At 57.1% G+C, this 26,113-nt stretch carries 25 protein-coding genes; 17 read left to right on the plus strand and 8 right to left on the minus strand.

Going from position 1 to position 26,113, the window contains the following annotated elements:
* The first annotated feature begins 157 nt into the window (after nt 1-157).
* From CGLAMM_RS03380 to CGLAMM_RS03400, 5 genes are read left to right on the plus strand one after another with little or no spacing between them, the layout of a single operon-like run.
* Complete coding sequence (locus CGLAMM_RS03380) at nt 158-1,150, plus strand: cysteine synthase A (protein WP_394819311.1); 993 nt, start codon at nt 158-160, stop codon at nt 1,148-1,150.
* Between the two features lie 53 nt (nt 1,151-1,203).
* The gene (locus CGLAMM_RS03385) at nt 1,204-1,947 is read left to right on the plus strand and encodes a response regulator (RefSeq protein WP_394819310.1); all 744 of its coding nucleotides are present in this window, start codon (nt 1,204-1,206) and stop codon (nt 1,945-1,947) included.
* Nucleotides 1,944-3,644, plus strand: coding sequence for an ATP-binding protein (locus CGLAMM_RS03390; protein WP_418115338.1), 1,701 nt, complete (start codon nt 1,944-1,946; stop codon nt 3,642-3,644). The genes CGLAMM_RS03385 and CGLAMM_RS03390 overlap by 4 nt, the downstream gene beginning before the upstream one ends.
* Before the next feature lie 8 nt (nt 3,645-3,652).
* Complete coding sequence (locus tag CGLAMM_RS03395; protein ID WP_394819308.1) at nt 3,653-4,231, plus strand: YqaA family protein; 579 nt, start codon at nt 3,653-3,655, stop codon at nt 4,229-4,231.
* Nucleotides 4,232-4,246: 15 nt separating this feature from the next.
* Nucleotides 4,247-5,272: an SDR family oxidoreductase gene (locus CGLAMM_RS03400; RefSeq protein ID WP_394819307.1), complete on the plus strand. Its 1,026-nt coding sequence runs from the start codon at nt 4,247-4,249 to the stop codon at nt 5,270-5,272.
* A gap of 53 nt (nt 5,273-5,325) precedes the next feature.
* On the opposite strand, the gene CGLAMM_RS03405 is transcribed toward CGLAMM_RS03400, so the two are convergent.
* Nucleotides 5,326-6,204 carry a 4-(cytidine 5'-diphospho)-2-C-methyl-D-erythritol kinase gene (locus CGLAMM_RS03405; protein ID WP_394819306.1) on the minus strand — a complete coding sequence of 293 codons (879 nt, stop codon included), beginning with the start codon at nt 6,202-6,204 and terminating at the stop codon, nt 5,326-5,328.
* Nucleotides 6,201-8,024, minus strand: coding sequence for a tetratricopeptide repeat protein (locus CGLAMM_RS03410; RefSeq protein ID WP_394819305.1), 1,824 nt, complete (start codon nt 8,022-8,024; stop codon nt 6,201-6,203). Before CGLAMM_RS03410 ends, CGLAMM_RS03405 begins: the two co-directional genes overlap by 4 nt.
* Before the next feature lie 473 nt (nt 8,025-8,497).
* On the opposite strand from CGLAMM_RS03410, the gene CGLAMM_RS03415 reads away from it, so the two are divergent.
* The 5 genes from CGLAMM_RS03415 to CGLAMM_RS03435 all read left to right on the plus strand — a co-directional run bounded on the left by CGLAMM_RS03415 (nt 8,498) and on the right by CGLAMM_RS03435 (nt 17,295).
* Nucleotides 8,498-8,986, plus strand: coding sequence for a uracil-DNA glycosylase (locus CGLAMM_RS03415; RefSeq protein ID WP_418115339.1), 489 nt, complete (start codon nt 8,498-8,500; stop codon nt 8,984-8,986).
* Between the two features lie 301 nt (nt 8,987-9,287).
* A complete protein-coding gene (locus CGLAMM_RS03420; protein ID WP_394819303.1) occupies nt 9,288-11,144 on the plus strand; it encodes a lytic transglycosylase domain-containing protein in 1,857 nt (618 codons plus the stop codon).
* Between the two features lie 370 nt (nt 11,145-11,514).
* Entirely contained in the window at nt 11,515-13,173 is a 1,659-nt protein-coding gene (locus CGLAMM_RS03425) for a GH39 family glycosyl hydrolase (RefSeq protein WP_418115340.1), read from the plus strand.
* 445 nt (nt 13,174-13,618) lie between these two features.
* Nucleotides 13,619-15,391: a GH39 family glycosyl hydrolase gene (locus CGLAMM_RS03430; RefSeq protein ID WP_394819301.1), complete on the plus strand. Its 1,773-nt coding sequence runs from the start codon at nt 13,619-13,621 to the stop codon at nt 15,389-15,391.
* Between the two features lie 119 nt (nt 15,392-15,510).
* Nucleotides 15,511-17,295, plus strand: coding sequence for a GH39 family glycosyl hydrolase (locus CGLAMM_RS03435; protein ID WP_394819300.1), 1,785 nt, complete (start codon nt 15,511-15,513; stop codon nt 17,293-17,295).
* Nucleotides 17,296-17,458: 163 nt separating this feature from the next.
* Here the strand turns inward: CGLAMM_RS03435 and CGLAMM_RS03440 are convergent, their stop codons facing one another.
* From CGLAMM_RS03440 to hpnH, 3 genes are read right to left on the minus strand one after another with little or no spacing between them, the layout of a single operon-like run.
* Nucleotides 17,459-18,751 (minus strand): hemolysin family protein, encoded by a 1,293-nt coding sequence (locus CGLAMM_RS03440; protein WP_394819299.1) that lies wholly within the window; start codon nt 18,749-18,751, stop codon nt 17,459-17,461.
* On the minus strand, nt 18,748-18,936 hold the full coding sequence (locus CGLAMM_RS03445) for a hypothetical protein (RefSeq protein ID WP_418115341.1): 189 nt from the start codon (nt 18,934-18,936) through the stop codon (nt 18,748-18,750). The genes CGLAMM_RS03440 and CGLAMM_RS03445 overlap by 4 nt, the downstream gene beginning before the upstream one ends.
* Before the next feature lie 17 nt (nt 18,937-18,953).
* Nucleotides 18,954-20,144 (minus strand): adenosyl-hopene transferase HpnH, encoded by a 1,191-nt coding sequence (gene hpnH / locus CGLAMM_RS03450; RefSeq protein ID WP_394819297.1) that lies wholly within the window; start codon nt 20,142-20,144, stop codon nt 18,954-18,956.
* On the opposite strand from hpnH, the gene CGLAMM_RS03455 reads away from it, so the two are divergent.
* Nucleotides 20,143-20,304 (plus strand): hypothetical protein, encoded by a 162-nt coding sequence (locus tag CGLAMM_RS03455; protein ID WP_418115342.1) that lies wholly within the window; start codon nt 20,143-20,145, stop codon nt 20,302-20,304. The two genes, hpnH and CGLAMM_RS03455, sit on opposite strands and share 2 nt — an antisense overlap.
* 32 nt (nt 20,305-20,336) lie before the next feature.
* Here the strand turns inward: CGLAMM_RS03455 and CGLAMM_RS03460 are convergent, their stop codons facing one another.
* On the minus strand, nt 20,337-20,459 hold the full coding sequence (locus CGLAMM_RS03460) for a hypothetical protein (protein ID WP_418115343.1): 123 nt from the start codon (nt 20,457-20,459) through the stop codon (nt 20,337-20,339).
* A gap of 19 nt (nt 20,460-20,478) precedes the next feature.
* Between CGLAMM_RS03460 and CGLAMM_RS03465 the strand changes: the two genes are divergently transcribed.
* The 4 genes from CGLAMM_RS03465 to hpnK all read left to right on the plus strand — a co-directional run bounded on the left by CGLAMM_RS03465 (nt 20,479) and on the right by hpnK (nt 25,071).
* Nucleotides 20,479-21,378 carry an ABC transporter substrate-binding protein gene (locus tag CGLAMM_RS03465; RefSeq protein WP_418115344.1) on the plus strand — a complete coding sequence of 300 codons (900 nt, stop codon included), beginning with the start codon at nt 20,479-20,481 and terminating at the stop codon, nt 21,376-21,378.
* Between the two features lie 78 nt (nt 21,379-21,456).
* A complete protein-coding gene (gene hpnI, locus CGLAMM_RS03470) occupies nt 21,457-22,629 on the plus strand; it encodes a bacteriohopanetetrol glucosamine biosynthesis glycosyltransferase HpnI (protein WP_394819295.1) in 1,173 nt (390 codons plus the stop codon).
* A 123-nt stretch (nt 22,630-22,752) separates the two neighbouring features.
* Complete coding sequence (gene hpnJ, locus CGLAMM_RS03475) at nt 22,753-24,180, plus strand: hopanoid biosynthesis associated radical SAM protein HpnJ (protein WP_394819294.1); 1,428 nt, start codon at nt 22,753-22,755, stop codon at nt 24,178-24,180.
* A 6-nt stretch (nt 24,181-24,186) separates the two neighbouring features.
* On the plus strand, nt 24,187-25,071 hold the full coding sequence (gene hpnK / locus CGLAMM_RS03480) for a hopanoid biosynthesis-associated protein HpnK (protein WP_394819293.1): 885 nt from the start codon (nt 24,187-24,189) through the stop codon (nt 25,069-25,071).
* 66 nt (nt 25,072-25,137) lie between these two features.
* Here hpnK and trxA read toward each other — a convergent pair whose 3' ends face one another.
* On the minus strand, nt 25,138-25,464 hold the full coding sequence (gene trxA / locus CGLAMM_RS03485) for a thioredoxin TrxA (RefSeq protein WP_394819722.1): 327 nt from the start codon (nt 25,462-25,464) through the stop codon (nt 25,138-25,140).
* Nucleotides 25,465-25,608: 144 nt separating this feature from the next.
* Here trxA and CGLAMM_RS03490 point away from each other — a divergent pair, with 144 nt between their 5' ends.
* The gene (locus tag CGLAMM_RS03490; protein WP_418115345.1) at nt 25,609-25,737 is read left to right on the plus strand and encodes a hypothetical protein; all 129 of its coding nucleotides are present in this window, start codon (nt 25,609-25,611) and stop codon (nt 25,735-25,737) included.
* 39 nt (nt 25,738-25,776) lie between these two features.
* Here CGLAMM_RS03490 and CGLAMM_RS03495 read toward each other — a convergent pair whose 3' ends face one another.
* Nucleotides 25,777-25,929, minus strand: a complete 153-nt coding sequence (locus CGLAMM_RS03495; protein WP_394819292.1) for a hypothetical protein — start codon at nt 25,927-25,929, stop codon at nt 25,777-25,779.
* Here CGLAMM_RS03495 and CGLAMM_RS03500 point away from each other — a divergent pair.
* Nucleotides 25,928-26,092 (plus strand): hypothetical protein, encoded by a 165-nt coding sequence (locus CGLAMM_RS03500; RefSeq protein WP_394819291.1) that lies wholly within the window; start codon nt 25,928-25,930, stop codon nt 26,090-26,092. The two genes, CGLAMM_RS03495 and CGLAMM_RS03500, sit on opposite strands and share 2 nt — an antisense overlap.
* The last annotated feature ends 21 nt before the right edge of the window (nt 26,093-26,113 follow it).

Genomic DNA, 26,113 nt, shown 5'->3' on the forward strand with positions numbered 1-26,113 from the left:
CGCGGCGCGCATTGAAACCGTGACGCTGGCTTCCCATCTCAACAGCTTCCCATAAATTTGAGGAAGTCACGACAAGATGGAAGGCAGTATGTCAGATATAACGGGCGCAGCGACCAAAAAATTTAACATCAAGGGCTGGCCCCGGACATCTGACTCCATGTCTGACGCCATCGGTGGCACACCGCTCATCCTTTTGCGCGGCATCTCCGAAGCGACAGGATGCAAAATCTACGGCAAAGCGGAATTCATGAATCCCGGTGGTTCGGTCAAGGATCGTGCCGCGCTGGCAATCATCTCTGACGCAGAAGCACGCGGTCAATTGAAGCCGGGCGGTGTCATTGTGGAGGGGACAGCGGGCAATACTGGCATTGGCTTGACCCTTGTCGCCCTTGCACGCGGTTATCGCACGATCATCGTCATGCCCGAAACGCAGAGCCGTGAAAAAATCGATTTTCTGAGGATGATCGGCGCGGACCTGCGCCTTGTCCCCGCAAAACCCTATCGCGATGCGGGTAATTACGTCCATGTCTCCCGGCGCATTGCTGAAGAAACGCCCGGCGCGGTCTGGGCCAATCAGTTCGACAATATTGCTAATCGTGAGGGTCATCGACGCACGACCGCCCCGGAAATCTGGTCGCAACTGGATGGCCGGATTGATGCATTTACCTGCGCGTGCGGCACGGGCGGCACATTGGCAGGCGTCGCTTTGGGTCTGGCAGACGCGTCACGCGCGGCAGGTCGCGCGCGGCCGCGCATCGTCCTGGCGGATCCGGAAGGTTCCGGCCTGGCGGGCTGGGTCAAAAATGGTGATCTCACCCCGTCGGGCAGTTCGATCACGGAAGGGATTGGCCAATCCCGCGTGACGGGAAATCTCGAGGGCGTCACATTTGACGATGCGGAAAAAATCCCGGATGCGGAAGCGCTTGAGTTGATTTTCGCGCTGCAGATGCAAGAGGGTCTCAGCCTTGGCGGCTCATCGGGCATTAATGTCGCCGCCGCGGCCCGCACAGCACGGAAATTGGGCCCGGGCCACAATATCGTGACGATCCTTTGCGACGGGGGTGCACGCTATCAGTCGAAGCTCTTCAATCCGGCATTTCTGCGTCAGAAGAACCTCCCCGTGCCGTCATGGCTGCAGGACGAAATGTAACGATAGGTAACGATACTTGTATTTCGTCGCCCATCCCGTCCATCTTCACCACGATGTCCACGCGCCCCCACCTTCTCGTCGTTGATGATGATCGCGAGATCCGCGCCTTGCTGGCGCGGTATCTTGAGAGAAACGATTTCCGCGTTTCCACAGCGCGTGACTGTGTTGAGGCGCGTCAGGTCTGGGAACGCGGACATTACCAACTCGCCGTGCTTGATCTCATGCTCCCCGGTGAGAGTGGTCTCGACATCGCGCGATGGTTGCGCGGGGAAGATGACTCTCTGCCCATTATCTTCCTTACCGCGATGGGAGATGAGACCAACCGTATATTGGGGCTGGAACTGGGCGCGGATGATTACCTTGCCAAACCCTTCAACCCGCGGGAGCTTCTCGCGCGCATCCGCGCTGTCCTGAGACGCAGCAACCCGCCGGAAAAACCGCTTGCCCTGAATGAGGGCATCATCACCTTCGCCGATTACCGACTGGATCTTGACCGGCGTCATCTCCTCTCCCCGCAGGGGGGAGAAATCTCCCTGACAGGCGGGGAATATGATCTTCTCCGCCTTTTCCTGCAACGTCCCAACCGCGTCCTGACGCGCGACATGCTTTCAGACCTGTTGCGCGGGCGGCAAAGCGGCGCTTTTGACCGGGCGATTGATGTCGCTGTCGGGCGTTTGCGTCGAAAGCTTGAGCAGGGCCTTCCGCCGGGGAATGGCGCGGCATCACACATCATCAAGACGGTGCGCAGCGGCGGTTACGTTCTGGCCGCAACAGTGCATGCGGTGCCCGACGCATGACATCGCCCGAGCCTGACCGTGCGCCCGAAGACCCGCGAAACCGTGCCTTCCGACCCGCATCTCTCTTCAACTGGCTGGTCCCGAAATCTCTTAAAGCCCGGACCAACCTCCTTCTGCTTTTCGGTATCGCCTGCGTGCAATGTCTCAGCTTCGGCATTTATGCACTGGATCGGTTTTGGCTGACAGATCGCGCCGTCATGCAGGAAAGCAAACACCGGGCCCTGTCGATTTATCAAGTGATTACATCGCTGCCGATCCGGGAGCGTACGCAGGCCGTGGCGAATTTGCGCCTGCCGCCAAGCTTCTCAGTCAAATTGTCCGACCGACCTGATGAAAAATTCTCAGGCCCCCTCCCGCCGCAATATCTTTCCATGTTGCCCTCCACGCCACGCAGCGGGTCCCTTCAGCTCGTGCCGGAAGTCACGAAAGGCGATCGGAACCCGACATATGCGGGGCAGGATCACCCATCCGCCCCGCGCGTCTTTTTGATCTATGACCGCGACGGGGAACGAGTTGACAGCGTCGCTGAAGCGCATGATCTCGTCGGACTGATGATGCTGGCGGGCGATAAACGGCCGCGCGCCATCGTGTTTGAACGCCGGACACGTTCTCACCTCTTCTCCATGTCGATGCGATGCAGCGATGAGGATCGTTGGCTTGTCGTTCGGTTTCATGTGCCGCCCCCCAATCCATTCGGCTCCTGGACGTTTTTCGCGGCGCTTCTGACGATGGCCGTTGGCGGCGGAGTCGTGATCGCCCTTGGCACGCAACGTCTCATCACGCCGATTGGCACGCTGTCATCCGCAGCGGAGAAACTCGGCACGGATGTCTTCACCCCGCCTTTGCCGGAGAAAGGCGCAACAGAGATCCGGCGCGCCGCGCACATATTCAACCTCATGGCTGAACGTATCCGGCGTTTCCTGCGTGATCGCACCTTGATCCTCACCGCTCTCAGCCATGACCTTCGTACACCGTTAACGCGCATGAAATTGCGGACGGAATTCATTGAAGACCCGGAATTGCGTGAGCGCTTCACGGCTGACCTCGCGGAAATGGAGAAAATGGTCGCAACGACCTTGGCGCTCGGCCGTGATCCGACGCACCATGACCCGCTGATCCCGATTGACCTGACGCGGCTCATTCAGGATGTCGTGGCAGACATCAAGGCAAGTCGACCGGAGGATGTCGAGAAGATTGATTTCTCGTCGCAGGAAGTCGCCGTCACGATCCGCGCGCAAACCCTGCTGCTGAAGCGCGCCCTCAGCAATATTATTCTCAACGCGCTGATCTATGGTGACCGCGCTCAAATCGCCCTTCGATTGGAGGCGACCCGGAAGGGAGGTCGCCAGGCCGTCATCACTATTGAGGATAATGGCCCCGGCGTGCCGGAGGACCAGCGTGATCACATGTTTGAGCCCTTTACGCGCGGAGAGAAAAGTCGCAACCGGGAGACGGGCGGGCATGGTCTGGGCCTGGCGATTGCGCGCTCCGCCATGCAGACCCATCGCGGCACCATCACCCTTGCCAACCGCGCGGAGGGGGCCTGCGCGCGACACTCATTTTGCCATGCGATGCGGATGACCACCCGGTGCAACCCGCCTCGCTCTTTTCCCAGAGGCCGTAACACGATCCGACCTGGTTGCGCCCTCGACAGAAATGGACAGTTCTGCCATGACAGGTCAACGCAACTGACGTGATTGAGGTCATGCTTCAACGTCTTTACCATAAAATTCTCGCCCTTTCCGCCGCACCCAACGCAAAATGGTGGCTTTTCGCCGTCGCTTTTGCGGAGGCGTCTTTTTTCCCGATCCCGGTCGATGTGTTGCTGATCCCGATGGTGCTCGCGCAACCCCGCAAAGCCTGGCGGCTGGCCACGATGTGCACGGTCGGGAGCGTCCTTGGCGGTTTGATGGGGTGGTGTATCGGGGCCTTCCTGTTCAGTTACGTTGCCCTGCCCATTGCAGAATTTTACCACGCGACCCATACGTTATTGACAATGCAGGAGAAATTCCTGCGATACGGCATGGCGATCATCCTCTTGAAGGGGCTGACACCGATACCGTTCAAGATCGTCACGATCGCGGCCGGGGCGGCGCATTACCCGATATGGCCGTTCCTTCTCGCATGTATCGTGACGCGGGGGGGTCGTTTCTTTCTCGTCGCCGGTTTATTGCGTCTGTTCGGCGCACCGATCCGTGATTTCATCGAGAAGCGCCTCACTTTGGTCCTTCTCGCTGCGCTCGTATTGATTATCGGTGGTGCCGCGGTCGTTTTCTATTTCTGAAACAGGAGGCTCGCCATGCCGCAACAAGTTGCCGTTATCACCGGAGCGGGAAGTGGCATCGGGCGCGCCACGACCCGCCTGCTGGCAGAATATGGTTTTGACATCGCGCTGATGGGGCGCGATGTAAAACGCCTCAAGGCTGCGGCGGCGGAGCTTGCGCCGTCCGATGTCAAAACCCTCGTCGTGCCGGTTGATGTCGCGGATGGCGAGGCACTGGAGGCGGCGGCCGACCAGATTGAGGAGAAGCTTGGCGCGATCACGGTCTGGATCAATGCAGCCGGCGTGTCCGCCACCGGCCCCGTTTTGTCTCTGGAAGCGTCGGCTTACGCGCAGGTCATGCGGGTGAATTATCTCGGGGCCGTTAATGGCACGCGCGCCGCCCTGCGCGTCATGCGCCGCCGTGGTGAAGGGCAGATCGTCAATATCGGCCTCGCCCCGCGCCTGCGCGGTCTCCCCCTTCAGAGCGCGAATAATGGCGCCCATGCCGGTCTCAATGCGTTCTGTGATTGCGTTCGGCCTGAAATACGCGCCCTCTCCGACCGCATCACCCTGACGATGGTCAATCTTCCCTGGATCAACACGCCGCGCTGGACATGGGGCCGCAATCGGTCAGGCCACCAATTGAAGCCGATCGGCCCGATTTATGAGCCGGAAGTCGCAGCTCACGCGATCACGCGGGCGATTTTCAGCCGACAGCGCGACGTGACGGTGGGGGCATCCTCCATTATTCCGCAATTTCTCAGTGCGTTTTTACCGCAGCTCCGCGACGCTTTTCATGCGTGTCGCGGCGTCGCCCGGCAGAGAGGGCTGGGCAAAGCAAATCATCCTTCGGAAGCTTCTCATCAGGATAATCTTGAACAAAGCGTCGAGGGTGCGTTTGCGGCGCATGGGCCGCATGAGGCCAGGCCTTTTCGCCCTCGCGGGCGCAAGCCTGTGCTGCTGACCCATCGCCTGCGCTACATATTGGGGACTATTGTTACTTTGGCATTGTTCTATGCCTTCGGCTATGTCGCGCCCCCGCGCTTTCCCCGCAAGAAATGACATGGCCGTCATGGCGGCCGATCTGGCGCGCTTCAGGCGCAGCGTGATGCGGTTCAGGTCAGAGCCGGGCCAGCCTCCGCCCACCATCCTTTTGCACGACATTGTCGCGCCGCCTGCGCGGCTTCCTCAGCCGCTGCGAAGATACCAAAACAGGTCGCGCCGGAACCACTCATGCGCGCCATCCGGCACCCCGGCAATGACGCCGTAAGGGTGAGGACCTGGTCAATGACCGGATAATTCGCCCGCGCCGGGTCCTGCAGGTCGTTCGTCGTTCGATTCAGAAATGAGATCAGCGCGTCGAGGTCCGGCCATGCGGGAGGGAGTTCCACCTCCTGACGGAAGCGCCCGTGATCGGCCTTCCAGGATGTGAAAATCGCCGGGGTGGATACAGCGATCCCCGGATTGACCAGTAAGAGATGGAAAGGCGGCATGGCGGGTACCGCGGATAGATCTTCCCCAATGCCGCGCATCCGCGCCGGGCGCTGCTTAAGGCAGACCGGCACATCCGCCCCCAATTCCCGCGCGAGCGCGGGAATCTGCGCTTCATCGACCTCCCAATGCGCCGCCATGATCCGAAGCGCCGCGGCGGCATCCGCAGACCCACCCCCAATGCCGGAAGCGACGGGAAGATTTTTTGTGAGTGTCAGGAGCAAACCTGACGCCAACCCGGATGTCCGAACCCGCTTAACGCTGCGCGCGGCCCGCAAAATGAGATTATCGTCACAATCTGCCAGACCATCTGCAAAAGGCCCGTCGATTTCCAACGTCACGTCGTCGGGGTGCGATTTATGCAGAGGGGCGGCCGAAGCCGTCAGTTCATCGCCGGAAGCCGCGAATATCGCGAGGCTGTCGAGCAGGTGGTAGCCATCATCCCGGCGGCCTGTGATATGGAGATAGAGATTGATTTTAGCGTGCGCTTTTTCCCGCTTCATGGTTTGGATGGGTCCGATTTACGAGCATCCCGCCCAGCATGATGCGGCGTGATGATGCGCGTGCCCAAAGGTGGCGGCGCGCCTTTCAAAGCGGCAGTGAGGGCATCATGAGTCGCAACATCCGGTTTGGCGTCAAGCGCGCGGGTCCATTCCGTGCGCGCTTCATCCTCCATGCCATGATACCAGTAGGCGACACCAAGATGATAGCCGATCTCAGGATCATCCGGGTGTTTCTCAATGGCCTTTGTCAGCAGGGGAAGGGCGGTGGCGACATCGCCGTGCACCATCATCAGCCCCCAACCATAGGAGTCATTTGCTTCCGAACTCTCCGGGTTCAGCTCATGCGCGCGCCTGACGAGGGCGAGGGATTTCTCCGGCGCCTCCTGGCGCAGAATGCCGCCATAACCAATATTATTCAGAAGGCCGGCATTATCCGGGTCATGCTCAAGGGCCAGATTGTAATCGCGTCCTGCCGCATCACGGTCCCCTAATTTCTCCCGGGCAGCACCGCGGCAATAAAGCAGCTCCCCCTGACGGCGATCTGTCGGTGAGATGCGTTGAAGCGCCATGTTGCAGTGCTGCAAGGCATTCCCGAATTGAGACAGGGACATTTCAAGCGTCGCCCGCATGGTGAGGAAATCCACATCTTTCGGGAAGGCAGCGCTGACTTCTTTCAGCTCATTCAGCGCGGCGCCCGTATCTTCCCGTCTTAAGGCGAGGTCAAGCTTCTGCAGCGCCACCGCGATGTAAAAAGGATCATCATGCGTGACGGCGGAGAGGGTTACCGACGCATCACCAAGATGGGCATCGTCACGTTGCAATTGGGCGAGTTGTAACCGCGCGAGCGTCAAATGCGGAGAAAGATAAAGCGCCCGTCCGAGCACAGCGCTCTGATAGCGTTTAGCGAGTTGCAGCGCCTCAGGGTCAATTGACGGGCCTTGCGCGCCGGACGCGGCGAGAGATGTCGCCTCACTCAGGGCGCTGGCATAAAGCATCAGGATCTCCGCCGCCATTTCCTGCCCGGTAGGCCGGAGGGTGAGATATTCCGGCGTCAAGCCTGCCGCGAAAATTTTAGAAGCATCACGCTGACGCAGGCGTGACAATAATGAGAGCGCCTTGTCACTATGTTCATTGGCATTCTGCCACGCGGCCTCAAACTGGATAAACCAGATCTGAATGACGGTCGGTGCCGCGTCTATCTGGCGCGCAGCCGCCTGGAACATGGGTTTAAGCTTGGGGTTGGACGGATTATCCGCCGCCATCACGCGCATCAGCAAAAATCGCGAGAGCCAGTCATCCGGCTTGCGACCTGATTCCTGCAATGATGCTACAGCTTTGGCGCGTTCACCCTGTCCATACCAGGTCAGCGCGACGAGGCTCGCCGCAAGATTATTAAAGACGGAATGCGGCCCCTTCATAAGTGGCGTGAATTGCGCACGCGCGCCCGGCCATTGCCCCTGCGCGATTTCTTCCGTCCCCAGCGTAAAATGCGCGAGCGGCGAGTTTCGCTGCATCGTGGCGATTCGATGCACATCGCGCGCGGCTTCCGGCTTGGCGTCAATCAGGGCGTATAGCAGGGCCAGTTCCCGCAATGGCTCTGGCGCGCCGGAGCGGGTGGCCGCCATCAGTGCTTTGCTGGCCGTCGCGACATCATTGCGGCGGATCGAGATCAAAGCACCAAGGAGCGCGCCCGACTGCGACAGGCCGGGCTTGACCGCGCGGCCCGCCTGCGCCGACTGACCCACCGCATGACACGCGGTCGGCAGGACAAGCAGAAAAGACGCCAGAGACCGCCGCAGGAAAAGAAGCTTGGTTTGCATAAGCAGACATCTTAAACTGAAACGCGATAAACTTAAATCCTGCGATCGCCCTTGCCGAGGCGTCTCGCGAGGCCGTCACCATGCTTGAATTCGGGAGTCGTTAGCACGCGCATGTCGCAAGATGATCACGACACGTCACCACACCCGGCGGCCGCGCTTCCCCCCCTTCCGCGGCGGCGATACGGGCGCTTCTTGATTTTTACAAAAATTGGGGCGTAACCTGCTGGTTACAGGATGAGCCGGTCGCGCAACAACCGTTTGCCGCCACCATCCAGGAAAGCCCTGCGCCTCCGAACGAATCGTCCGCGACGTTCATCCCTCCATCGGACCCGGATCGCACATCGCGCCCGGAGCCTGCGACAGCGACGACCGCGAAGACCCGACATAAGGCGCCAACGCCGCGCAGTGGGCAGACGGGGCCGCCTTCGGATGAGGCGCGTCACCCGGTTCTGGCAGGTCTGGCGCGCACGGCGATGTCTGTCGTCACTCCCCTGATCGTGCCTTCCGCGTCACTGCTTGTGATCGGCGAGGTGCCAAATGCCGATGAGGACCGAAGTGGCATCGTCTTCTCCGGGAAGACAGGGGAAATTCTGGATAAAATGCTGGCCAGCGTCAATTTATCACGCGCCGAGATTTCGCTTGCGCCGGCTTTGCCCTGGCGCCCCCCCGGCGGGCGACATCTCAACCCCGCTGAAATCGTGCCAGCCCGTGCTGAGTTGCAAGCCCTGATTGACCAGATCCGTCCGCGCCAGATTGTGACGATGGGCAGCACCCCCTTGCAGCTTGTCCAGGCCGAATCGACGCCCCTGACCAGCGTGCGGGGAAAGTGGATGGACGTTGATATTCTCGGCAGGACTTATGCCCTGCTCCCCATGCGTCACCCTTTGCAGATTTTGACAAGCAGCCGCGCGCGCCAGGATTTCTGGCGGGATCTCCTCACGCTTGTCGATAGCAGAAAATAGCCGCAAATTTAGCGCCTTAAGCATCATTTATTAATGGCGCAATCCCGATTGGGAAATAAATATTTAATACCGATCAGCGCACTAGTATATATGAGAAAATCCGGCTAGATGCTCAGACTGGGGCTTTTGAGCCACAAATTTAGACTTGCAATTTTCTCTGTGAGCCCGTATTCCCCGCTCCACTATGCGAGAAACCTCTCTTTTCGCATCGAGTAATAGCGCGCGCGCCTTCGTGCTGAGCGTCGCATTTCTGGCGGGCTTCTCAGCTGCACCTTCACGGGCCCAAACGTCCAGAACCTCGATGCAAACCGGTATCAAAGTTCCATCCCAGGTCGAAGAAACCGCCTTCGCCATCCCGCAATCCTTCGGTCCTCACGGATCAGGGCATGAGTTGCCGCGCCCCCTTTCGGCGGCGGATGCCGCCGCGCTGCGCAAGGCGTTTCAGGCCCAGCGGCAGGGTGATTTCATCTCCGCGATCCGCTATAGCGAAGCAACGCATGACCCGGTCCTGCTGGGTGACTTGCTGGCCGCACGCTATCTCAACCCGGATTTTCATCCCAATGCGCCGCAGCTCAAGCTCTGGCTGGCGACTTACGGCAATTACGCGGATGCGGAGGCCATTCAGGGACGGCTGATTGAGATCAGCCCGCCAGGCACGGTCAGGTTACAACATTTTGTCTCGCCCCTCCTCCCGTCCGACACGGAAGCCACGATTGACGCCATGCCGGAGCCTGACCCGGTCGCTGCCTCTCTGCGGCGCAATGCCGCTTTGGATCGGATGATTGCCGACTGCCTCACGAAAACGGAACCAGCCCTTGAGCGCGCGCGACATATTGTCGACACCACAAAATGGATCAGCTCTGTCTACCGTGCGCAGCTTTATGCGGAAATTGCGCTGGGCGCCTTGAGTGCGGGCCAGAATGATTTCGCGTTATCGACCGCTGTCGCGGGGTTTGCCGCGTCGAAGAACCAGTTAGGTTACGCCGCCTTCGTCGCCGGACTGGCGGCGTGGCAGGATAATCGCTATCGGGATGCGCTGGTGCTCTTCAACCTGGCGGCCGATGCGCCGCTCTCTCAGGTGACGGTCAAGGCAGGCGCCTCTTACTGGGCCGCGCGCGTCGAGAAACGCCTGGGCCACGTCGTAAATGCCCGTGCCTGGCTGCGCCGTGCCGCCGCCATGCCTGACACGTTTTACGGTATCCTGGCGCGTCAGACGAGCAAACAGCGCCCATCACCCCGCCCCCATCAGATCGTCTCCAATGCAGGCCGGGCGGCGATGAGCAACCCCGTGCCGGTCATGGGTGAAGTGGATATTCAGGCCGTGGAAGCCACACCGCAGGGACGCCAATTATTCGCCCTGCTGCAGATTGGCGAGACGGCCCGTGCTGAAGCGGTTTTGCGACGCATGTGGCGCGACATTGAGCATGACCGCGCGATGTGCCACTCCGTGCAACTTGTCGCTTCAGCAGCTGGTTTGCAGCGTTTCGCGAGTCAGGTGGCGACAATCCTCGCCGCGAGTGAAGCGCAGCCTGCGGCGCTCCCCGGCTTTCCGATGCCCCATCTTGCGCCGCGACACGGTTTTCGGATGGACCCGGCGCTGATTTATGCGCTGACGAAAATCGAATCGAATTTCAACCCGAAAGCCGCATCAAGCGGCGGCGCACATGGTTTGATGCAGATCAAGCCCCAGACAGCGAGTTTTGTCGTCGGGCCAAAGCCCTCGCTCAATGCGAATGGTGTCGCCATCATCAAAGTCCCGTCTGATATGGTCGGGCAGTTGCGCAACCCCGCCATTAATCTCGATATCGGGCAGAAGTACCTGACTTATCTCGCCGCCCTGACTGCCCGCACCGAATCCGCGCCGGAAGGGGGAGACCTGTTGCACACTCTGGCCTCATATAATGCGGGGCCGGGCGCCATCGCGCGGTGGGAAAACAACACGCATAATGATGACATCGCCCGGGACCCCCTGCTTTTCCTTGAGACCATTCCTTTCAAGGAAACGCGGAATTACGTGCGCAACGCTTTGACCTATCTGTGGATCTACGCCGATAAGATGAACCTGCCCATGCCGTCCCTGAATGCTCTGGCGCAGGCACGCTGGCCGGAATTCGCCAAGGAACAGCAACTCGCGTTCGCTGCGCCGACCCTTCATTGATGTCGCAACCCGGTCCCGCGTGGATCTGACAATTTCCCGTCCGCTTTGAAACCCGCCATCCCCACGCAGCGGAGGATGCGGGCGGCGCGCTGAAGCGCACCCCCCCCTGCAGATCGGCACGTCATCGACGTGATTGCGGATGAAGCACGCTGTGCCCACCGATGATTAAAAAAAACCGCCACATGTTAAAAAAAAGTGAATCAGGCGGTTGAAATAAATTATAAATAAAACTATAATATCAGTATAAAAATAATAAAAAGAGAAATAGATGCAACAAATAAACATTGATGCAAATGTTACCGATAAAAATTTAGGAAGAAACGGTCTTATTAAAGACATTAATGGCGTCAACGGCACGCCAATTTCCTTTATGCCTGGCTTTCCCGATCTTCAGGATCAATTCAACCAGCTCGGGGTCAGCCACGTCAGGTTACATGACATTTTCGGTCCGGGCGATATTGAAAATGACGCGTCCACAACTGACACTACCAGCCAGTTACTTCTGGCAGTGCCATCCTCAGAAAAGAAACGGGCTGCGACCTTCATCGCTGACATGATGAATAAACGCGCCATTTTCCCCCATGCTCATGAGGGCATGCGTAAACATGACGGGACGCTTGCAGCGTCGAACCCGAACTGGCAGCCCACTGATTATTACATCACTAAAACGATGCAAAATATCGAGAGCCTCAATCCGGGACATATTCGGCGCGATGTCATGTTCCGCATCGGGCGCTCCTTCGGTGGCGGGGCCAATGCTCCGGCAGATATTGACATATATGCTGATTTGATTGGCGAGGCGGTAAAACGATATTCTGCGGATATTTCGCTTTCCGGCATACCCCGGAAAATAGCTTATTGGGAAATCTGGAATGAGCCTGATCTTCTGATTTTCTGGGGCGGGAACGCCGCTACATTTTACGAAATGTATGAGAAGGTCGCAAGGAAGATCAAATCGATCGACCCGACTGCGAAGGTCGGTGGCCCCGGCGTCGCTGATGGCGAGAACGGCACGGGCGCCTATACAAAGGGCCTTGTAACCTATTGTCAGAAAAATAACGTGCCGCTCGACTTCCTGTCCTGGCATTACTACGCGCATTTGACGACAGACCCGGGGAAGTTTGCAACCTGCGCAAAGGTCCAACGCACCCTGCTCGACAGATATGGCTTCAAGTCGGCGGAGAGCATCTGCTCTGAATGGAACATCACCCCCTTTGCATCCATCGAGAACGCCACGAAAGTCCAGACGTCGCAGAACGCGGCTTTTATCGCGGCCAGCTTCATCACAATGAACAGATGCAGCGTCGATAAGGCGTATTATTATCGCGGTGATGCAGGTTTTCTGGGCCTTTTCAATGAAGAGCCCAATTATCTCAATCCCAAATATAATGGTTTCAGCACGTATGCGGCCCAGGCCTTCGGACTTTATAAGGAGATGTTTGGCACGCCAAACCTCCTCGCCTCCCCGGATTATTCAAACAAGGATTTTTACATCCTGTCCGGTCGCGGCACGAATGCGGTCAATGTGCTCGTCGCGCACTTTCGTAAAGACGTTTCCCTCGCAGCAGCGGCCTCCCCGCCGCCGAACAAGAAATATTACCGGCAATATTACGTTGATTCCGGGCGAAAATATGAAGAGATCACAGATGATTGGAGCCGTGAGCACTGGCTCGGCGAGGTCAAAGCGGATGAGAACGCGGACAATGCCGACAGCACGCCGCCCTCGTCGGGAGATACGCCAAGCAGCGCGGCCCCGACTGACGATCCCGCGTCCGAACCCGCCGCCCCCGTATCTGCATCACCTTTTGTCAAGGCGACGAGTAACGGCGTGGTTGTCACCGTGAAAAACCTGCCGACAAGAACGCCCCTTCTCGAAGTCAGAAGGGTGAAGGATAAAGGTAATCTTGGGGTAATCCTTCCCGTCGTTGATAATCGGGGCGTGACAGTGAAAACCAGCGGAACGACGATCACGATCACCGATCCAAATGCGACCGATTATACAGTCTCGCATTATTCAATCATCTGGTGACTTCTATTGCCGGGCGGGGCGTGACTTGAAGGCGTCTCCATCGAAACGACCTTGAAGAACGGCAAACCGCCACAACAGAAATAAGCGGGTCATTTCTGCGGTGATCGTAAGGTTGGCCAGCCCTGCCGGATGTCTGACCGGTCGGAACTCTCTGGATTTAGCCCGGTGCGCCTTCTTACGGGACGGCGCACCACCGTGAAACTCGTGAAAAGAACAGAAATGTCATCCAGAGAATGATGTCGATAACGGCATTTTTACCGATCTGATCCCACGCCTTTATCGACAATGACGGGCCGTCCTAAGTCTCTCAGCATTGTGCAGTGCGTTTCGGGAGAAACCTTAATAGACTCTGATTGCCCTCTAACCTTCTGAAAATACGAAAATCAATTGTTGAGGACGACGAATACATCGGTTACAATTGAGATAATAAGAAAAAGAGTACATCATGCAGCAGATCAGTATTAACGCAAATCAACCTGCGTTTGGTCAAGGTAAAAACGGTCAAGTCAAAGACATTAACGGCGTTAATGGCGCGCCGATCTCGTTCATGCCGGGATATCCAGACTTACAGGACCAGTTTAATCAGATCGGCATCAGCCATGTGCGTTTCCATGATATTTTCGGGCCTGGCGACATTGAAGACGTCGTCTTCCCGCTGCAATTAAATTCCCAGCTCATGATTGCCGTTCCGACGCTACAAAAAGTGCGCGCGGCAGCTTTCGTTGCTGCCATCACGAAGGATCGCGCCATATTCCCGCATGCAAATGCGGGAATGCGCGTATTCAGTCAGTCTCTGGCAAGTTCGACGCCCAATTGGGCGCCAACCGATTACTACATTCGCAAGACAATGGAGAATATCGAGAGTCTCAATCCCGGACATATTGAGCGCAATGTGATGTTTCGCATCGGACGCTCAAACGGAGGCGACAGCTCGGTCCCCGCGAATTTCGATATTTATGCTGATCTGGTAGGTCAGGCCGTGGAACGTTATTCGGCGAATATTTCCATGTCCGGCATCCCGCGAAAGGTCCTGTATTGGGAAATCTGGAATGAGCCCGATCTCGGCCTGTTCTGGACCGGAACGCCAGCGCAATTTTACTCCATGTATGAAAAAATTGCGCGCAAAATCAAATCGATTGACCCTTCTGCCAAAGTAGGTGGGAGTGGCGTTGCCAATGGCGATGATGGTTCCGGTCCCTATACGCGCGGCCTGGTCAATTATTGCCGAAATAATGGCGTGCCGCTCGATTTCCTGTCCTGGCATTATTACGCCCAGAACTCGTCGGACCCCCGTCGCTTCGCGACGTGCGCCGCCCTTCAAAGACAAAATCTGGATCGCGCTGGCTTCACATCCGCGGAGAGTATCTGCACGGAATGGAACATCACGCCCCTCTCCTCAGCCGTTACCGCGTCAGCGGTCCAATCCGCCGAAAATGCGGCCTATATAACCGCAAGCTTTATCACGATGAACAAATCTGCCGTTGATAAAGCCTATTATTACCGGGGCGATGCAGGTTTCCTTGGCCTTTTCAATGACGCCCCCAATCCGAGAGATCCCTCCAGCAAGGCTTTCTGCACTTATGCAGCGCAGGCTTTCGGGCTTTACAAGCAAATGTTCGGCACGCCGCAACTTCTGGCAACCCCTGAACTCTCCGGCAACGACATCTATGTTCTGGCGGGACGCGGCACAAATGCCGTCAACGTGCTCGTCTCGAATTTCACGCCCGATTTGCGGCTGGCAGCAGGCGCAAAAACGCCGAGCGGCGGCCTTAATCAGCAACATTACGTGGATTCAGGCCGCCTCCTCTTCGCCATTGATGATGATTGGAGCATTGAACACTGGTTCGGCGGGTCCAAACCCAGCCTCCTGCGCCAGACGCAATACCATCCGCCATCGCACGACGCACATCAGGACGCGCCGGAAACCGATGAGGATGGCGCGGATCCGGTAGCCTCAAAGCCCCCTTTGGATACGGCCCCGGCCCCGGCCCCCGCCGTCATGGCCGTCAATGATGGTATCGTCCTGAATGTCAGTGGCCTGCCGACCTTTACGCCCAGGCTTGAGGTCCGTCGCATCGTTCAAGGCGGTGATCTCGGCGCGGTGCTCCCCCCGGTAAATAATGGGGGCGTGAATGCACAATATAATGGCAATAACATCACGATTTACGATCCATTAGCCGTTCCGTACACGGTAACGCATTACTCGATCATTTGGTAAATATTACTCGAGTACCCATTTAGACTCAATGGCCCAACCGCCAATTATCTTCGCGGGTCGGACCATCTCGAACATTGTCAAAAGCGTGACAGAAAAAGAAAAATAAGAGGATTCCCATCATGTTCAGAATTCAGATTGACCCTAAAACACCCCTTTCGAGCGGCAATAGGTCCGCGGAGGTCAGGCAGGTCAATGGCGTGAATGGTTCGCCCATTTCCTTCATGCCGGGTTTTCCCGATCTCCAGGATCAATTCAGACAATTGGGCCTCATTCACATTCGGATGCACGATATTTATGGCGTCTGTGACATTGAACCCTATTTCGACGCCAATCGCGCGGCGAATACGAACCAGCTCCTTCCCAACGTACCGCAGGATCAGCAGGACCGCGCAAGAAATTTTATTGCCGATTTCAATAATGCGCGCGTTATTTTTCCGAATGCTGTGAAAGGCATGAAGAAGTTCAGCAGCAGTCTCGCGAAGAAAGATGCAAATTACGCACCCACCGATTATTACCTGAAGCAGACGATCGATAACATTGATACCGCGGCGAGCAGCGCCTCAGGCGGCGAAATCATGTTCCGCATCGGGCGCTCAAATGATGGTGGGTGGGAATTACCATCCAATTTCAAAATCTATGCCGAACTCGTCGGTGAACTTGTCAAACGTTATTCCAGCGATCTTTCAAAATCGGGCCTTCCGCGCAAGGTCAAATACTGGGAAATCTGGAATGAGCCGGATCTTCCTTTCTTCTGGAACACGGACGATGTGTCACGCTACTACGAATTTTACGCCACGGTCGCACGGAAGATCAGATCCATTGACGCCGATGTCAAAATCGGGGGCGCGGGGGCCGCGTTCGGGCTGAATATAGGGGGCGCCTTCCTTGACGGGCTCCTCGCTTATTGCCGCGCAAAGAATGTCCCGATCGATTTTCTCTCCTGGCACTTTTACCCGAGCGAGACAGCCGATCCGCAAAATATTCTGGACGCGGCTGACGGTGTCGCCGCTGCACTTGATGCTTACGGCTACAGCGAAGTGGAAAGTATCTGCTCAGAGTGGAATGTCAGCCCTTACGCATCCTACCTGATGTACAGCAAAGTGCAGAGCGCGCAGAACGCCGCTTTCGTCGCCTCCACGTTGATCGGCATGAATAAGTGCCGGGTCGACCATGCCCATTATTATCGCGGTGACGGTGGTGCATTCGGGCTGTTTAACGATGCATTCAACCCTGCGATCCCGAACGCGAAAGCATTCTGCTCCTATGTCGCGCAGACTTTCAAATTATATAATGAAATGTTTGATACGCCGCAGCTTCTCTCAACGTCAGATGCGGGACGCACAGGTGTCAGCATTCTCGCAGGGTCGTCCAGCGGCAAAATCAACATCCTCGTCGCAAATTACCGCATCGACAAGTCGCTGCCGCAAATGTATACGCCCCCGGTCGGCAATATTTATTACAATCAGCATTACGTCGATACGGGTCGAAGCCTCGCGGAGATCACCGATGATTGGTCACGGGAGCATTGGTTCGGCGGCCAGGATCCAACCACCCTTCATAACAACAACGAGGTGCCCCAGCAGGCCTGGGCACCGACTTTGCCATCCTCATCACCCTATCCCATCCGGACCCGCGATTACGCGCAAAGCGCCGGCGGCGTGCATCTGGTGATCAATGATCTGGCCGGGCGTGTCGACGGGATAAAAGCGCATCGCCTCTATGAAGGCGGCGATCTGAGTGGCGTTATGCCGCCCGATGTTTCACAGGAATTGGCCTATTGGTATGACGGTAATGACTACATCATTGAGGACGGGAATGCGAAGGAAAGCACGGTGACGCTTTACACGATCACTTTAAGGGACTGGCACCGTTTTCAGCCTTTGCCGCCTACTCATAAGAGATAATTGTTGGAGAAAGGTTTGAGGGTGTCACGGTCAAACGTGACACCTTCCGTCGCGCATCACATCAAGACAAGGGATACGGGTACCGAGGGAGAGGGGTAAAACGGGGCGCGAAACGTCACAACACCCCGATCTCGCCGCACCCATGGCGGAACGTCTTATCAACTCAATTTTCGGCGAGTACCTGACGGCTCGCGCGGGCTTCGATAACGCGCCTCTTATCCATTTTTGTGACTTCAAACATCCATCGCCCGAAAATGATTTTATCACCCTGCGACGGTACCCGCCGCAAAAGAGTCAGGATTAACCCCCCCAGCGTGTGATAGCTTCCCTGAGCGGGGAGTTCAGGCAGATCAAGAAGCGACCGCACCTCATCTGCCGGCATGAAGCCATCCAGCACATATTCCCCGGAGAGGGCGGATTTCTCATTTTTCGTCTTATTCTGTTCCAGATGCTCATCACCAACAATGGCCTCAAAAATGTCGGACGGCGTCACGACACCTTCAAACGAGCCATATTCATCAAGGACAAAAGCAATCCCTGAGCTGTTCTGGCGCATGAGTTCGATCATATCCTGCGCACTCAGACTGTCCGGAACAACAACCGGCGTTTTCAGCGCCGCTTCGATGGAAAGAGGCAAGCCCTGAAGCAGGCGATCCATCAGATCTTTTGCCAAAACGATGCCAACGGGATGGTCAACATCGCCTTCGCAAACGACAATACGCGTAAATTTCGAGTCACGCAGTTTGACGATTAACGCCTCCCGGCTTGAGTGGCGATCCACCCAGAATAACTCATTTCGCGGTGTCATGATGGCGCGGACAGGCCGATCCGCAAGGCGGAGAAGCCGTTCAATCATGACGCGCTCTTCCGCCTCCAGCACGCCGGCGCGCGCACCTTCAACGAGGACGGCACGCAATTCCTCCTCTGTCAGGGAGGCGCGTTCCGCCCCGCGCGCGCCGAGCAGACGAATGATGAGTGATGATGCAGCGCTCAATGTCTTGACGATGGGCCGCATAATGGCCGATGTCACGGACAGGATGGTGGAGAGGCGTGCGGCGTAGCGCTCAGGGTGGTAAAGTGCGAGTTGCTTGGGGACAAGCTCTCCGAAAATCAGCATCCCCAACGTGATGATGAGCACGACAATGAAAATCGAGATATCGTTGGCGTAATTTTTCAGGCTCTCGACACGCGCGATTTCCCGGGCGAGATGGTGCTCGATCTCACTCCCGCCGAAAGCACCTTCAAGAATAGAGACCACCGTCATGCCCACCTGAACGGTCGGCAGAAAAGATTGCGGGTCATCCGCCAGTTGCAGGGCGCGGGCTGCACCGCGCACTTTGGCCTTCGCCATTTCAGCGAGGCGCAGCCGTTTGGAGGAGACGAGCGCCATTTCCCCCATCGCGAAAATCGCATTGATGAGGATAAGAAGGCAGACGATCATTATCGGCGCCGTCATGATGACAGGCAATGCCCCCAATGACGCATGCGGCCATCATCCGCCCAGCCACCGCGATCAACCAGCTTTACCGAGGTCGGATCAGGCCGCCCGCCACCCTGATGCGGGCCACCCCGAATGGATAAGGATGATCCGCATCCATTCAGGCCCTGACCGCTTATGACAAATCCCATCGGCTGCATCACGCGATTCCGCGTTGCTTTCAGGCGGTTGCCGCTGATTTTTCTTCAGCCGGCGCTGTCTCAGCACGATGGAAGCGCACGCGCGGTGCGCGCGCCGGTTTCTGCGCCTCGATATTTTGAATCTGGGCGTGGACCTGTTCCTCATAACGATATTCAGCCGGACGCTGGTTTTCGAGAGAGATCTCAGGCGCCATAGGCTTCTCGGTTTCAGGGCCGAAAAGCGCGACCTTCATAATATGCCAGGGGCGACGCACCGCATCCATGACGGCGGTCGACTCGTAACCGGAATGCACCATGCAGTCAGCGCATTTCTCATAGGCGCCCGTGCCATATTTTTCCCAGGCTGTGTCATCCATCAGTTCCTGGTAGGTTTTGGCATAGCCTTCACCCAGCAGATAGCAGGGGCGCTGCCAACCGAACACTGTCCGCAGGGGCTTGCCCCAGGGCGTGCAATGATACGTCTCATTACCGGCCAGGAAGTTCAGGAAGAGAGGCGACTGCGTAAAACGCCATTTCTTGCCCTTACCGAGCCGGAAGATATCCCTGAAAAGCTGTTTGGTTTTCTGCCGGTTCAGGAAATGCTCCTGATCAGGCGCACGCTCATAAGCGTAACCGGGGGCCGTCATAATACCGTCCACGCCCATGGCCATGACTTCATCAAAGAAGCTGGCCACGCGCTTCGGGTCTGCGCCATCAAACAAGGTGCAATTGATCGAGACGCGGAAACCACGTGCCTTCGCGTTGAGAATGGCGGCGACGGCGCGCTCATAGACGCCGTCCTGACAAACGGAGGCATCATGCATGTTGGCGTCGCCATCAAGATGCACATCGAAGGAAAAGAAAGGCGATGGGGTATAATCGTCGAGCTTTTTTTCAAGCAGGAGCGCATTGGTGCAAAGATAGACGTATTTTTTACGGCCAATCAGCCCTTTGACGATCTGCGGCATTTCCTTATGCAGAAGGGGCTCACCGCCCGCAATCGCGATGACGGGTGCATCGGCCTCTGCATCAGCATCAAGACATTCCTGCACGCTCATGCGCTGATTCAGGATTTGCGCCGGGTAGTCGATCTTGCCGCACCCCGCACAGGCCAGATTGCACCGAAATAGCGGTTCCAGCATCAAAACGAGCGGGTAGCGCTTACGCCCCAGCAAATGCTGCTTCACAACGTAATGCCCGACTCGGACAGCTTGCATTATCGGAACGGCCATGAAACTTTCTACTCCTGCACCGCGACTCTGCATCTCCGCTGTCAGGGTTCGCCGCGTCGCCCCGGTGCTCTTAAATAATGTCTCGCCTGCAACATGTGCCGTCACTTTGACGCCGGGTCCTGTCCCGCCGGGATGGCAGGCCATTGCTGCTGGCATTTAACCCTGCACTATATAACGTGGTCCACCCGTCCCTCAACGTCCCCTTTTTCGGTCGGTTGCGATTGTGGTTTTAGGGTAACAGTCGCATGTCGCGATCCTGATGGCGATAGTCTCGACATGATGGCCGGGATTGTAAAGCGGTTTCTGCTTTCTCATGTTACGCCTGAGTTTGATAATGATTGATTGCAGTTTCGACCCTGACGCGTTACGCATGCGCGATCAGGGACAGGGCCCGCCATATTGGCTGGGGCGACCTGTAACAATTTTTGGCCAGTCCGCGCCACAGGTGAGAATTTGGGCCGATGGCGTGCTAAGTAGAGGACACGACATGCTGAAATATGCGCTTTTCCCGTCTTCCCTTATCCGACAGGGGACGGTGCGAAAGCTGAGCACGGCAAGCGGTGAAGACGTGCGTTCCAGCGCGTCGGCGCGCGCGTGGGTCCGTCATATCCTCCTGAGCGCCGCTGCCGTCATGACGGTATCATCGGGCCTGAATAGCGCCGTGGCGCAAACACCGACCCGCGCGGAACTTGCCGCGCCCAACGCGGCCGCCCAACCTGTTGAAGCCCTATATGCGGGCCTGCGCAAGCTGGAGGCCAATGCGGACTCTAGCGCCGCGCAGCGTGTCAAAACCATGACACCCGTTATCGATGCGGCTTTTGATCTGCCTACAATTCTGCGGAATTCCGTCGGGATGCGCTTCGCCAATCTCAATGCGCAGGACCAGCAACGTCTTCTCGACTCATTCCGACGTTTCACCGTCGCGCGCTACGTGTCCAGTTTCGGTAAGGGTAAAAAAACAAGTTTTGTCATCAAGCCACAAAGTACGGCGACGTCTTACGGAAATGGTGAGATCATCCGTTCAACGATTGCCGGACCTGATAACAGTACGGAAATCGATTATGTCGTGCAGCATCTTCCCCATGGTTATCGCATCACAGACGTGCTTCTCAACGGACATATCAGCCAGGTTGCGGCACAAAGGGCAGATTTTTCAGCAGGTCTGGCAAGTGGCGGCGCAGAAGGGTTGAAGACTCTTCTTGACCGCAAGACTGAGACTTTTCTCGGAAACTGAGCTGTTATTTCACGATTTTTCAATGATGTCCCCTTCCGATCATAACGCCAGGCTGCGTGAGCGCAGGGCGCAACGTCAATGGTCATGATATTGCAAAGCCTCGCCTGGGCGTGTGCGGCCATATCGGGCGTTGGCACGCTTCAAGCCACGATGGGTGCCGCCTTGACGCGCCGCTTCATCATCGGAAGCCGGGATCTGACGGGGGCCGAAATCCCAACGGCGGATCTACCCGGGGTGACGATTCTCAAGCCGTTACATGGTGATGAACCCATGTTGGAAACGGCTCTGACGTCATTCTGCATGCAGGATTATCCGCGTTACCAGATTGTATTTGGCGTGCACGGGCATGATGACAGCGCCATTTCCATTGTGCACAGGCTTCAGGCGCGGTTTCCCGCCATTGAGATCGACCTCGTGATCAACCCCGCCGCCCATGGGGTCAATCACAAGGTCAGTAATTTGATCAATATGTATCCGGCCGCGCGTCACGATATCATTGTCATGGCCGACTCGGACATTCACGCGGGCCGCGATTATCTCCGCGCCCTCGTGCAGCTTCTTCAGGTCAAAGGCACCGGCCTCGTCACCACGCTTTATGCCGGTCTGCCCGCTTCACCAACTTACGTACGCCGTTTCGGTGCGGCGCAGATCAACCAGTTCTTCATGCCCGGCGTCCTGCTATCGCGCCAATTGGGGCGGGAGGATTGCCTGGGGGCGACAATGGCCTTGCATCGGGAGACGTTGGCGCAGGTCGGCGGACTTGAGGCGCTTGTCCGGCATGTCGCTGATGACGCCGTGCTGGGCCATAAGGTGCAGGATGCGGGCCTGCATGTCGCCCTTGCCCCCCGTCTGACGGAAACGACCGTTGCTGAGGCGGATTGGGCCGCGCTTTTCCATCATGAATTGCGTTGGGGCCGGACCATTAAAAACCTCGAACCTTTAGGTTATGCCCTCTCTTCAACACAGCTTTCCCTTTTCTGGGCGATGTTGTGTGTCGTGACGAGCGGCCTGGCATGGGGTGCCGTTTTGTTCCTCCTTGCAACCTGGCTGGTCCGGGCGCTGGCTGCCCATGCTATCAACCGCGCCCTGGGCCGGCCTGACATATATCTGTGCGCCACCTTACCCTTACGGGACTGGTTTTCGGCGCTGATCATGCTATGTAGCCTCCGCGGCAGACGCGTGGCCTGGCGCGGGAAGCACCTGCATATACGCCGTCATGTTCGTGCAACATCAGCGCGGCCGAAAGGCTGATCGTGGGTGAAGAGACTTGTCTCGGACGCCCTGCATGCTTAGATGAACGGTTCTAGACGGTTTTCTGGCGGGTCCGCTTAAAACTCCACCGCAACTTTGTGACTTCGAGAGGTTGGCTGTCCCATGATGCGCACGCTTTTTCTTCAACCACCATCATTTGACGGGTTTGACGGAGGTGCTGGCTCCCGCTACCAGGCGAAAAGGGAGATTCGGTCCTTCTGGTTCCCGACATGGCTGGCGCAACCCGCGGCGATGGTTGAAAATTCGCGCCTCATCGATGCGCCGCCCGCACGCATGGGTATCGAGCCTATTCTTAAGGATGTGAAAAACCGCGATCTCGTCGTGATGCACACCTCGACCCCGTCTTTCGCATCGGACGTGCGGGTTGCGCAGATGCTCAAGGATGTCAATCCCAACCTCAAGATCGGCATGGTCGGGGCGAAAGTCGCTGTCCAGCCGGATGAGAGCATGGCCAAGGGCACGCCGATTGACTTCGTAGCGCGCAACGAATTTGATTTCACGATCAAGGAAATCGCCGAGGGGCGTGATTTCAAGGATGTGGATGGCATCACCTGGCGCGACAAAAACGGTGTCATCACCGCAAATCGTGATCGCGCCATGATTGAGGACATGGACAGCCTGCCCTTCGTGACGGAAGTCTATAAGCGTGACCTGCGCATTGAGGATTACTTCATCGGTTACCTCATGCACCCTTACATCTCGATTTATACAGGGCGCGGCTGCAAATCGCGCTGCACCTTCTGCCTCTGGCCGCAAACAGTCGGTGGGCATCGTTACCGCACGCGCAGCCCGGCGCATGTGGCGGCGGAGATTCGCCTGGCCAAGCAATATTTTCCGCAAGTGCGGGAATTCATGTTCGATGACGACACGTTTACGGACGACCTGCCGCGGGCGGAAGCCATCGCGCGGGAAATGGGCAAACTCGGCGTCACATGGTCATGCAATGCCAAGGCCAATGTCCCTTACGAGACGTTGAAGGTCATGAAGGAAAACGGTTTACGCCTTCTCCTCGTCGGGTATGAGAGTGGCAATCAGCAGATCCTGCATAACATCAAGAAGGGTATGCGCGTCGAAACCGCCCGTGAATTCACGAAAAATTGCCATAAGCTGGGCATCAAAGTGCATGGCACCTTCATTGTCGGCCTGCCGGGTGAAACAAAAGAGACTATTCGCGAGACCATCAACTTCGCCAAGGACATTAATCCGCACACTTTGCAAGTCTCCCTCGCCGCGCCCTATCCGGGGACATTCCTGCACAAGCAGGCGACGGAAAATGGCTGGTTCAATGAGTCCGAGGCTGAGCTTATCGATGAAAACGGCGTGCAGATCGCACCGCTGGAATATCCGCATCTTTCACACACAGAGATTTTTAACTCTGTTGAGGAATTTTATCGGAAGTTCTATTTCCGCGCGCCGAAAATCGCCTCCATCGTTAATGAAATGGTGCGTAGCCCGCAAATGATGAAGCGTCGCCTGCGGGAGGGTCTGGAATTCTTCCAGTTTCTGCGGGACCGTAATCGGGCGGCATAACGCTTTATGCGGAAGCTCATTGTCTCGGCTGATGATTTCGGGCTGAGCGAGGAGGTCAATGAAGCGGTTGAACGCGCCCATCGGGAGGGCCTGCTTTCAACCGCCAGCCTGATGGTCGCGGGGCCTGCCGCGTCTGACGCCATCAAGCGGGCACGCCGCCTGCCTGACTTGCAGGTCGGGTTGCATTGCGTCCTTGTTGAAGGTGATGCGATGAGCCCCTATCGGGACGTCTCCCACATTGCGGAAGAGATGGGGGATGGGCGTGCCAGATTTCACGGTCGGCAGGCAGCCCTCGGTGTGCGCTATTTTTTCCACCCCGCGGCAAGGCGGGAGCTACGTCGGGAAATCCGCGCCCAGTTCCGGGCTTTCACAGCGTCCGGCTTGAGGCTGGACCATGCTAATGCGCATAAACATATGCACCTCCACCCCACAATCGGCCGATTGATGATTCGGATCGGGGCGGAATACGGGCTGCGCCACATTCGCTTACCGATTGAACCCGCTTCCCCCATTGGCGCTGTTACCCCGCATCAGGATGGGTTCGGCGCGAAGGCCATGCGTCAATGGTGTCGCGTTCTGCGCTGGCAGATCCGCCGCGCAGGTATGACGACGAATGACTGGTGCTTCGGGCTCGCCTGGAGCGGCGCCATGACGCCATCGCGCGTGGCGGCCTTGATGCCACATCTCCCGCCGGGACTTTCCGAGATTTACTTTCATCCCGCGACGGGCAAAAACACGCTGATTTCTTCAACCATGCCGGACTACCAGCACGCGGCAGAGCTTGATGCCCTACTCGCACCTGCATTTCGTGATGCCGTCCGGGCCGAACGGATCAATTTAACAACATGGAGCGGTCACGCCGCCATCCAGCAGGCCACGATGCGCGCGTGACCCGGCTGGACGGCCCGGCGACATCGGGTGCCCCGCGCCCGCCCTGATTTTATCCTGGAAGCCGGTTCAGAGAAGGGATTCAACCCAGGCTTTAAGCTGGCTCTTCGGGAGCGCACCGGTCTTCTGACCGACGACTTCACCTTTATTGAAGAGGATTAAAGTCGGGATGCTGCGCACGCCGAAACGTGTCGGAGCTTCCGGATTATCATCGATATTAAGCTTGGCGACGGTCAGTTTCCCGCCATATTCCGAAGCGATCTCTTCGAGAGCCGGGGCAATCATTTTGCATGGCCCGCACCATTCGGCCCAAAAATCCACGAGGACCGGCCCTTCCGCCTTTAACACGTCAGCCTCAAATTTTTTATCGTCAACAGATCGGGTATGGGCACTCATAACGGCGTCTCCAAAAGTTACTTCCAAAAGAAAATCAATGCCTCGACTATGGGTAATCCGGCAGAGGAGTTCAAGCCCACGCAGGGTCAGGGCCCTGAGCACCTCATACCCTAACGCCTCAAATCGCGGCATTATGCATCCACGATGATGGAAATCACATCACCGTCAACGTCTCAACGGGTCTCGGTACAGGTTCAGGCTTGCGCATTACCGATCCACCTCGACGCCGCCTTGGGGGTCATGGCGGGTGAGATCATGGACATTTACATGTAAAACTCTTATGACATTTTTAGCTTCTCTAAAATACGGGCTTCATGCCTGTAAATCGCCTGTCTCAAGCCAGACAGGCGTTTGGGATGAGTGACAAGCGGTTTTATGCTCCGGGATGACGGCTTTGCGCGACTGGTTTCCGATTGAACGATTCATCATGTGGCTGCCCGAAAGCACCAAGGGTCGGGCTGTCATGCTGCTTCTCCTCTTCTTCCCGATTTTTTCGCTCATCCCGATCATTCTGACGCATAGTCTCGGCGTGATGATGATTGTCGTTCTAGGCAATTTCCTCATCATCCCGGCACTCCTCTGGTGGGCTGTCAAAACGACCAGCCGACGCCCCCGCTCCCGCCTCTAGGTCCTTTTTCAATCGGGCAAG

Origin of the sequence: Sorlinia euscelidii (genome assembly GCF_036452135.1) — a bacterium.
Classification (GTDB): domain Bacteria; phylum Pseudomonadota; class Alphaproteobacteria; order Acetobacterales; family Acetobacteraceae; genus Sorlinia; species Sorlinia euscelidii.